This window comes from Novosphingobium silvae (genome assembly GCF_009856825.1).
Lineage (GTDB): Bacteria > Pseudomonadota > Alphaproteobacteria > Sphingomonadales > Sphingomonadaceae > Novosphingobium > Novosphingobium silvae.
Genome location: NZ_WVTD01000009.1, coordinates 156,181 through 165,509 on the forward strand (window position 1 = coordinate 156,181; position 9,329 = coordinate 165,509).

Annotated in this window: 11 protein-coding genes and 1 pseudogene; 2 read left to right on the top strand and 10 right to left on the bottom strand. The window is 65.4% G+C overall.

Annotated elements, in window-relative coordinates:
* The first annotated feature begins 13 nt into the window (after positions 1–13).
* Positions 14–1,195, top strand: a complete 1,182-nt coding sequence (locus GR702_RS13410; protein ID WP_202408249.1) for a YdcF family protein — start codon at positions 14–16, stop codon at positions 1,193–1,195.
* 56 nt (positions 1,196–1,251) lie between these two features.
* On the top strand, positions 1,252–2,241 hold the full coding sequence (locus GR702_RS22335; RefSeq protein WP_237449700.1) for a phospholipase C/P1 nuclease family protein: 990 nt from the start codon (positions 1,252–1,254) through the stop codon (positions 2,239–2,241).
* Between the two features lie 77 nt (positions 2,242–2,318).
* On the opposite strand, the pseudogene GR702_RS13415 reads toward GR702_RS22335, so the two are convergent.
* The 10 genes and pseudogenes from GR702_RS13415 to GR702_RS13460 all read right to left on the bottom strand — a co-directional run.
* A pseudogene (locus GR702_RS13415) lies at positions 2,319–3,617 on the bottom strand (MFS transporter); the annotation flags it as partial.
* Between the two features lie 170 nt (positions 3,618–3,787).
* Positions 3,788–4,582, bottom strand: a complete 795-nt coding sequence (locus tag GR702_RS13420) for an NUDIX hydrolase (protein WP_160986391.1) — start codon at positions 4,580–4,582, stop codon at positions 3,788–3,790.
* A gap of 393 nt (positions 4,583–4,975) precedes the next feature.
* Positions 4,976–5,305, bottom strand: a complete 330-nt coding sequence (gene grxD, locus GR702_RS13425) for a Grx4 family monothiol glutaredoxin (protein WP_160986392.1) — start codon at positions 5,303–5,305, stop codon at positions 4,976–4,978.
* A gap of 30 nt (positions 5,306–5,335) precedes the next feature.
* Complete coding sequence (locus GR702_RS13430; RefSeq protein WP_160986393.1) at positions 5,336–5,569, bottom strand: BolA family protein; 234 nt, start codon at positions 5,567–5,569, stop codon at positions 5,336–5,338.
* A gap of 12 nt (positions 5,570–5,581) precedes the next feature.
* Positions 5,582–5,899, bottom strand: a complete 318-nt coding sequence (locus GR702_RS13435; protein WP_160986394.1) for a DUF1476 domain-containing protein — start codon at positions 5,897–5,899, stop codon at positions 5,582–5,584.
* Between the two features lie 111 nt (positions 5,900–6,010).
* Positions 6,011–6,340 carry a DMT family transporter gene (locus GR702_RS13440; RefSeq protein ID WP_160986395.1) on the bottom strand — a complete coding sequence of 110 codons (330 nt, stop codon included), beginning with the start codon at positions 6,338–6,340 and terminating at the stop codon, positions 6,011–6,013.
* A gap of 47 nt (positions 6,341–6,387) precedes the next feature.
* Entirely contained in the window at positions 6,388–6,990 is a 603-nt protein-coding gene (gene leuD / locus GR702_RS13445) for a 3-isopropylmalate dehydratase small subunit (RefSeq protein ID WP_160986396.1), read from the bottom strand.
* The gene (locus tag GR702_RS13450) at positions 6,990–7,172 is read right to left on the bottom strand and encodes a hypothetical protein (RefSeq protein ID WP_160986397.1); all 183 of its coding nucleotides are present in this window, start codon (positions 7,170–7,172) and stop codon (positions 6,990–6,992) included. Before GR702_RS13450 ends, leuD begins: the two co-directional genes overlap by 1 nt.
* A gap of 11 nt (positions 7,173–7,183) precedes the next feature.
* Positions 7,184–8,635: a 3-isopropylmalate dehydratase large subunit gene (gene leuC / locus GR702_RS13455; protein ID WP_160986398.1), complete on the bottom strand. Its 1,452-nt coding sequence runs from the start codon at positions 8,633–8,635 to the stop codon at positions 7,184–7,186.
* A 166-nt stretch (positions 8,636–8,801) separates the two neighbouring features.
* Positions 8,802–9,173, bottom strand: a complete 372-nt coding sequence (locus tag GR702_RS13460; RefSeq protein WP_160986399.1) for a hypothetical protein — start codon at positions 9,171–9,173, stop codon at positions 8,802–8,804.
* Between the last annotated feature and the right edge of the window lie 156 nt (positions 9,174–9,329).

The following is a 9,329-nucleotide window of genomic DNA, read 5'->3' on the forward strand; positions in this document are numbered from 1 at the left end:
GCAAGGGGGAGCGATGAGGAGCAGCCAGGCACGCATGGTCGCCATTGCTGCTGCAGCGTTGTCCCTGGCGGCCCCGATCAACGTCGGGGCCGCTGCCGGACCTGCCAGGGACACCGTGGCGGAGAGCCTTTCCAAACGCCTGTTTCCGCTGCTCGACGCACTGGGACGCAATCCGCAGGCGATGAGCGCCCTGCAGTCCCGGGAAGAGGTGGGCGCCATGCTGCGGGCGCGCTACGACCGGCGGCAGGCGTGCGGAGCAGACCTTGGATGCGTCGCGCAGGCCATGGTGTGGACCGATGGCGAAACGCACGTGCTCGCCGCGGCCCTGCCCGCAACCCTTCCGGATGGACAGGCGGACGACGGTGCGGCGGCGCAGGCGCAGCGGGAAATCGCGGGCGTGAACGCGATCGTGCGTACTTTTGGCCTGGGACAGGTTCCGCCCTATCCGGAAATCGATGGTGCTGGCACGATCGACCCGCAAGAGACCCGCTCGCGCCTGCAGGCGGCCTCGTGGCTTTCGCAGACGGTTCGTGCTGGCTCGGTCCAGGCGCTCGACCCAAGCGTGGAATTCGCGCTCGCGCTGCTGGACGGCAGCGACCGGACCGATGCGATCGGCTACGAACCGCTGCCGGGCGGCCTCAACGCTCCGGCCATGAAACGCGCGCGCGGGATCGACTGGGCGCGCTTCCGCTACAGCGCGATGATCGTCACCGGCGTCGGCCCGGAAGTGGATGGGATGGCGCTCAGCCCCTTCGGCAAGTACCACCTGCGCCTTGCCGCCCAGCGCTTCGCCGCGGGCGACGTGCCTTTCATCATCGTCACCGGCGGCCGGGCCCACCCTCGCGCCACGCGGTTCGCCGAGGCCGAACAGATGCGTGCGGCCCTGATCGAGCGCTACGGCGTTCCCGCAGACGCCATCGTGATCGAGCCTTACGCCCGCCACACGACCACCAACCTGCGCAACGCGACGCGGCTGCTGATCGCGATGGGCGCCCCGCTCGAGCGTGACGCGATCATCGTGTGCAACCCTGGCCAGAGCGCCTCGATTGAAAGCCCGCAGTTCGTTCAGCGCAACCTCAAGGAACTGGGCTACGAACCGGGGAAGATCGGCCGCAGGATGTCGCCCACTGAACTGGAATTTCGCCCCTCTGCCCTGTCAGCCCGCATCGATCCGCGAGATCCGCTAGATCCATGACGCTCTTGCCCACGGCGGACGAGAGGTACGCAAGTCCTGCCAACCGGAGGCCCTCCATGCGCACTTTCCTTCTTGCAGCGGCTGCAGCCGTGACCATGGCGACGATCCCGGGCACGGCCCATGCCTGGGGAGGCACCGCGCACACCGTGATCGATCGCGCGGCTATCGAGGCGATCCCCGAGGATGGCCCGATCTTCCTGCGCAAGTATGAGGATTATATCGGCGCCTCCTCGCTCCTGCCCGATAGCTGGCGCGGTGACTCGGAGAATTTCTCGAAGATCGAGGAGGACCCCAACCATGGGTGGTTTCGGGAACAGTTCACGTTCCTGAAGCCCATTCCCCGCTCGCGCTACGAATTCGTCATCGCTCTCTACAAGCACTACGAGACGATCAAGGACAGTGACCCGGCAACGGCGGCGCGCACCAACGTGCGTTGGACCGGAACGCTGCCCTATGCCGCGATCGAGGCGTACGACAGGATCGTGGTGTGCATGCGGCAGGTCCGCAAGGCACGGGCGGAAGGCCGCGACGCCGCCTTGCATGAGCAGCATTGCGCGTTCGATGTCATCCGGCTTGGCCACTACATCGGCGACGGAGCCAACCCGATGCACGATTCCGTGAGCAGCGATGGTTGGCGCGGGCCAAACCCGCATGGCTACACCACGGACCGCAGCGTCCATGGGCGTTTCGAAAGCGCATTCGTTGACGGCATGAAGCTCACCGTGGCCGACATCGCGCCCCGCATCGGCAAGCCGGGACGGACTTCGGGCGACATGTTCGAGGCCGTGCTGGCCTACCTTAACGAATCCGGCGACAAAGTGGGGCGGGTCTTCGAACTGGAAAAGCGGGCTCGCTTTGCAGATTTTGCAGACGAGGACGTGCGTGAGATGGTCTACGAGCGCACGGCTGCGGGGGCCGCGATGCTGCGCGACATGCTCTGCCGGGCCTGGGCGGAAAGTGCCGTGGCACCGGCCAGGGTCGAGCCTTCTCCGATCGACTTCACCAATCCGAACTTCAATCCCGAGACCGGCTCCGCGCCGGACTGATCGGGTCGCCGTGATCGCGTGTTCCGGCGCTCCAGCGCTGCGAGCACGCGGTCATGACGCCTGTGGCCGATGTCGAAGCGGCGGAGAAGCGCCACCGCGGCCAGGCATCCTGCGACAGGGACGCCAAGTCCCAGCGCCACCATAGCGTTTTCCACCTGCGCGCTCTGTTCCTGACCGGGTATGTAGCCGAGCCAGCCGAGCATCCATCCGATGGTGACGGTCGACGCGGCGCCACTGGCCTTGACCGCAACAAGATAGAAGGCGAAAAGTCCGGTCTCCAACCTTCGTCCATGGCGCCAGGCGACGAAGTCGACCGTGTCGGCCAGCAGGCCCCATGGAAGCATGTAGACGCTTGCGAAGCCGAACCCTGCCAACGCCGCGCAGGCGGGCAGCGCAGCGGGAACGCCCAGGCACAGCGCGAAAAGCGCCATGCCGACGGCACTGACGATGTGGCCCATCGCAAGAAGGCGGCTCTTGTCGACAGACGCGGTCAGCGCTGTCCACGCCAGCACGCCCACGAACTGCCCGATCGTCACCGCGAGGAGCAGGGTGCTGGCCAGATCCTCCTGCCCCACGACATATGTGCAGACGTATAGGATCATTCGCCCGAACGTTGGCACTGCGAAACCGGTGACCACAGCCAGCAGCCCCATGCCAAGCACCAGCCTATTGCCCAAAGGCACGCTGATGCCGTCCCTCGCTGCGCTTGCTGCCGGGGTGCGGTCGTCGCTGCCACCCGATGCAGCGGCGCACACGATCATGGTCAGGGCGAAAAGGGCCGCCGCCAGCGCACCGGCGGCAGCCAGCAGATCAAACGCGCGCGCGCGTCCGGCGTGTTGCACCATAGGGGCAAGGACAAGTGCGACCGCCAGCGAACTCAACGTACTGAAAAGCAGCCTGTAGCCCGAGACACGCCCTCTTGCGCGGCTGTCGACCGTCATTTGGGCCATCAGCGCGTTGTGGGGCACGTCGATCACGGCATAGGCCCCGCGGAACACGAGAAGGGCAAGCGCCAGCATCCAGCCGCTGCCAAGACCGCTGGCGGGCATCGCATAGAGAAGCGCGAACGCGATCGCGCAGGGCAGGGCACCGGCAACCACCAGCCAGCGATAGCCGCGCCCCGCCGCGCGGAGCCTGATGACGAGACGGGCAGCCACGAGATCGAACACGAGATCGCCGGCCATGGCGAGCAGCATCATCGTACCGGCCATCGCCGGCGACAGGCCGACGAGGTCGGTCAGCAGGAACATGATGGTCAGGTCCGCTCCTGCAAAGACCAGCGCCTTCCCGAAATTGCCGGAGGAGTAGGCGAGAAATCGCCCTTCGCGACCGAGCGCAGAGATCGCTCTGCCATCATCAGTTCTGTTCGCGGTCATCGGCAGCTTGTCCCCGGGAGCGCCAAGGACAGCGGTTCCCTATGGGGCGCCTAGGAACCGATTGTTTCACGATTGCGACGCTCATGCGTCGATCCGGCGGGAAAGCAACGCCGCAACCCGGCAAGCACTCTAACAGGATTGCGTGCGGAGCCGCCGCGCCTTTTGCGTTCTCAGCCGCGTTGGGCGGTCTCTCTAGGCTGGCCGAGCACGGGGTAGCCATGCCCTTCGGCGATGACGAGCCACTGGCAGTCGTCCCGCTCCTCCAGGCTCGGATGGATGCGCGCAACGGGGTGGGCGGCGATGTCGGCAAGCGCATCGTCGTGACAGCCGTATTGTGCAAGCCGCTCGAGATTGCGGCGCGTCGGGAAGATCACCGAAATCTCCCCATGGTCCGCCATCTCCAGCGCATCGCCGGCGGTTGCCCAGAACAGGCGGGTATTCTCCGTCTCGTCCACGGCGATATCAACCGCGCCTGTGCCGAGATCGGTCACGAAAAAGCGCGTATCGAAGGCCTTGTCCCACAAGGGGCACCAATGTGCGAAGAACGTGAGGGCATTGGGATCAAGCTCCCATCCGAAGCGATCGAGCACGGTATCGAGCCTGCCCGTCTGCAGGAGGAGTGCCCGCGCGGCAGCCGCTTCCTGCGCAGCGACGGGGTGGCGCGCGGCGATCAGGAGGCCCGTTTCCTCCAGCGTCTCGCGAATGGCCGCGATACGGGCCGCGGCGATTTCCTCCGGCTCGTCCGGGAGCAACCGGCGTGCGAGTTCGCGATCCGCCGGATCGACCCGGCCCCCCGGGAACACCGCCGCACCGCCTGCAAAGCGCATCTCCTTCGCGCGCTGGACCATCAGCACCTCAGGCGCGCCGCCGAATGCAGAATGCCGAAAGATCACCACCGTGGCTGCGGGGATTACCTTGGGCCCGGTCATGGGCATGGGCTGGTCGGACGGAGCGGTGGCTATCATTGGCGGATGATGCCGGACTCGCCGGATGCGGCAAGGAGAAACTCCGCCGCACCGGCGAAATCAGAACTTAAAGTGTCGGACAAATTTACAAGTACCGGCCCGAGGGTTTTGCAAGACCGGCCAGAGTGCCCAATTTTCGGCAATTATCTGAAACTGGCACGGGTCATGCTTATACGTATTTGTACCCCGAGAGCAGTCTCGATAGAGGCGGGGCCGGATTGTCTCCCGGCCCTGCCTCCCCGGTACTCCCAATACCCTCTGATCTTGGCCGAGCACGCCTCAGCATGTTCCGGCATGAGGACTGGCGCCGATCCGCTCCTGCGGGCCACGAATCAGAAAAGGCCCGGAGGTTTCCCCCCCGGGCCTTTTTCAATCTTGTACCTTGAGGAGGGGTTAGCCCTGCACGGCAATCCCGCTGTCGGCGATGAGCTGGTGCAGTTCGCCCGCCTCGTACATCTCCATCATGATGTCGCTGCCGCCGACGAACTCGCCCTTGACGTAGAGCTGCGGGATCGTGGGCCACTCCGAGTAGGCCTTGATACCCTGACGGATCTCCATGTCCTGCAGCACGTCGACAGTCTCGTAAGGAGCGCCGAGGTGGTCGAGAATGGCAATGGCGCGGCTTGAAAAGCCACACTGAGGAAACAGCGGCGTGCCCTTCATGAAAAGGACGATGTCGTTGCTGTTTACGATGTCGCCGATACGGGCGTTGACGTCGGACATTTCAGTTGAACCCTTAGATAGTATGCGACGTCAGTTGGGGACGGCGGTGGTGAGTTGCAAGGCGTGGAGCACGCCGCCCATCCGTCCGCCGAGCGCTTCGTAGACCAGCTTGTGCTGGGCAACCCGGGGCTTCCCGGCGAATGCGGAGGAAACGACGTGCGCGGAATAGTGGTCCCCGTCGCCGGCAAGGTCGGTGATGGTGACTTCGGCGTCCGGAAGGGCGGCGCGGATGAGGGTTTCGATTTCGGAGGCGGTCATGCCCATTTCGGTATCTCCTTAGCCCAGGAAGGCGCGGCGCGCCTCGACCTGCTTGGCTTCGAGCGCGGCGCGGATCTCGCTCTCGCTGGTGTCGACGCCGGCCGCGGTCAGGTCGCCGAGCAGCTTGCGAATGACGTCCTCGTCGCCGGCTTCCTCGAAGTCGGCCTGCACCACGGCCTTGGCGTAGGCGTCGGTCTCGGCCTGCGAAAGCTTCATCCGCTCCGCTGCCCATTCCCCCACGAGACGATTGCGACGGGCCTGGATGCGAAACAGCGTGTCCGCGTCGTGCGCGAACCCGGGGCCTCCCGCGTGCTCGCGATCTTCAAAACTCGTCATCAGGCACCCTCGACTGGTGGCGCTCCGCAGGCACGGCGCGCAGATCTCGCTCTGCCGATACGTTGAGGAACCCCGTGGTTCAATCCCGATTCGACACCTCGTCCTTCGCGATCAGTGCCCGGCCGTGGATGAGAACAGGTTGATGACGAGCACGCCGCCAAGGATCATCGCGATCCCGGCAATTGCCGCGCCGTCAAGTTTCTGGCCCTGGAACGCCCAGGCAATCGCAGCGATGAGCACTATCCCGGCGCCCGACCAGATCGCATAGACGACACCGGTCGGCATGTGGCGCAGGGTCAGCGAGAGGAAGTAGAACGCGATGAGATAGCCGACCGCCATGACCAGCGTCGGGACGGGCCGGGTGAAGCCTTCCGATTTTGCGAGGAACGAGGTCGCGACGACTTCGCTGGCAATCGCGATCGCGAGATGGACGTAGCTCATTGCGCAAGGGGTAGGAGGCGCTGCGCCCTTGCGCAACACTCTCCCCCTCAATCCACGCTTGCGGGTGTCTTCGCGAGGAACGGAAGCGTCGAACGGGCCTTGTCCTCATAAGTGGCGATGGCGTCGCCCTGGGCCATCGTCAGTCCCACTTCGTCAAGGCCGTTCAGCAGGCAGTGCTTGCGGAAAGGATCGATGTCGAACGGGAACCGATCCTGGAACGGCGTGGTGACCGTCTGGGTGTCGAGGTCGATGTCGATGGGCTGCTCCTGCGCCACCTCCATGAGGCGGTCGATCGCCTCCTGCGGCAGCGCGACGGTGAGGATGCCGTTCTTGAAGGCATTGCCCGAGAAGATGTCGGAGAAGCTCGGCGCGATCACGCAGGTCACGCCCATGTCGAGCAGCGCCCAGGCGGCATGTTCGCGGCTAGATCCACATCCGAAGTTGTCGCCCGCGATAATGATCGGCGCATCCGCGTAGGCGGGGTCCGTGAAGACGTTGCCGGGCTCCTTCTTCACCGCTTCGAACGCACCCTGGCCCAGACCCTCGCGCGTGATCGTCTTGAGCCAGTGCGCCGGGATGATGACGTCGGTGTCGACGTTCTTGCGACCGAAGGGGATCGCCTTTCCGGCGACATGATTGATCGGCTGCATCAGTCGGTTTCACTGGGGAAGTGAGGCGCGGTTCCGGTCTTCGGTGGCTGAGCCTCGGCCTTCTTGCGATCGCTGCGACGCTTCACGAAGAGCAGGGCTGCGGCGACGGCGGCCGAACCGATGGCGGCACCGGCTGCGAGAGCGGCCTTGCCGGCCAGCGAGGTATCGGTGTTGTCAGACATGGGAGATCCTCTCAGTTGGCGCTGGTCAGTTCAGGAACGAGATCGCGCACGTCAGTCAGCTTGCCGGTAACCGCGGCGGCGGCGGCCATTGCCGGGCTCATCAGGTGCGTGCGCGAGCCCGGACCCTGGCGACCCGTGAAATTGCGGTTGCTGGTGGAGGCGCAGCGCTCTCCGGCCGGGACCTTGTCGGGGTTCATCGCAAGGCAGGCCGAGCAGCCCGGCTCACGCCATTCAAGCCCTGCGTCGATGATGATCCGGTCCAGCCCCTCGGCCTCGGCCTGCTGCTTTACCAGGCCCGAGCCCGGCACGACGATCGCCCACTTGACGTTGTCGGCCTTGTGGCGGCCCTTCAGCACCTCGGCCGCTGCACGAATGTCCTCGATGCGGCTGTTGGTGCAACTGCCGATGAAGACGTTCTGCACTTCCACGTCGGTGAGACGGGTGCCGGGTGTGAGGCCCATGTACTCGAGGCTGACCTTCACCGCGTCCCGCTTGGACGCGTCGGCGAAGTCCTCGGGCGCGGGGACCACGCCGCCGATGCTAGAGGTATCTTCCGGGCTGGTGCCCCAGGTTACGGTGGGCTGGATATCCTCGGCGCGGATATGGATGGACTTGTCGTAGGCCGCGCCCGGATCCGTCGCCAGGCTCTTCCACCAGGCGACCGCCTTGTCCCAGTCCTCGCCCGCAGGAGCATAGGGACGCCCCTTCACGTAGGCGAAGGTCGTTTCGTCCGGCGCCACCAGACCCGCGCGCGCGCCCGCCTCGATCGCCATGTTGCAGACGGTGAGGCGGCCTTCGACGGTCATCTCCTCGAACACGTTGCCCCGGAACTCGATCACGTGGCCGGTGCCGCCGGCGGTGCCGACCATGCCGATGATGTGGAGCACCACGTCCTTGGGAGTGACGCCTGCGCCCAGCTTGCCCTCGACACGTACCTCGAAGGTCTTCGAGCGCTTGAGCAGCAGCGTCTGCGTGGCGAGGACGTGCTCTACCTCACTGGTGCCGATCCCGAAGGCGAGCGCGCCGATCCCGCCGTGACAGGCGGTGTGGCTGTCGCCGCACACGATCGTGGCGCCAGGCAGCGAGAAGCCCTGTTCCGGGCCGACAACATGGACGATGCCCTGCTCGCGGTCGGTGTCACCGATATAGCGGATGCCGAACTCCGGCGCATTTTTCTGCAATGCGGCGAGCTGCTGCGCGCTCTGCGCGTCGGCGATGGGAATGCGATTGCCATTCGCATCGAGGCGAGCGGTGGTAGGCAGATTGTGATCGGGAACCGCGAGCGTGAGGTCGGGGCGCCGTACCGGACGGCCGGACACGCGAAGGCTTTCGAAAGCCTGCGGGCTCGTCACTTCATGAACGAGGTGCCGGTCGATATAGATGAGGCAGGTGCCGTCGTCGCGTGCGTCGACGACGTGGGCGTCCCAGATCTTCTGGTAGAGAGTGCGCGGTGCGGTTGTCATGATGGGGCGCGATTAGGCCTGCACCGAGCGCAATTCAAGGGCGAAGAGCCGCTGAGCGCACCATGCTTGATCGTTTGCATTGAATGATGCTCGGGCGACGACATAAAATTTCATGTGGTAGGAAGGAGGCGCTTCGTGGAAAGCGCCTCCTTCGATAGGCACCCGATCAGCCGCGACGACGGTCGTAGTCGTGCCGTTCCATCCTCAAGGCCGTGTAGACCCGGTTGACGCGGTTGGAGAGCGTGCGCATCTCGTTCGAGCTCAGGCCGCCACGCGCGTAGCTCGTATACAGGCGCTGGATCTCCGAGGCGTCGCGGCGCAGGCCGGTGGCTTCGCGCTGCGAGATCGTCCTGCGCGATGCGGCGCGATCGATGTCGCTGCGAAGACCCCTGATGTCCGAGCGGATGTCGTAATTGCGGTGGGGCGTGTAGCGTGCGGCCTCGTGGCGGGGTGCCGCCTCCGCGATGGCCGGTGCGACTGCCGACAGGCCGAGGGCGGCGACGAGAGCCGGGGCGAGCAGCTTGGTGAACTTGCGCATGAATGATGCTCCTTTGCTCGAACAGTGAGTTAGCAGCCCGCTGCCGAAGTCGATTTTTCGGGACGGCGCTCAGCCCGGCCCCGCAGACATGATGATCAGCAGCACGCCGGCTTCGGCTGCGACTTGGCCGACGAGGGCGAAGATCAGCGCGTTTTC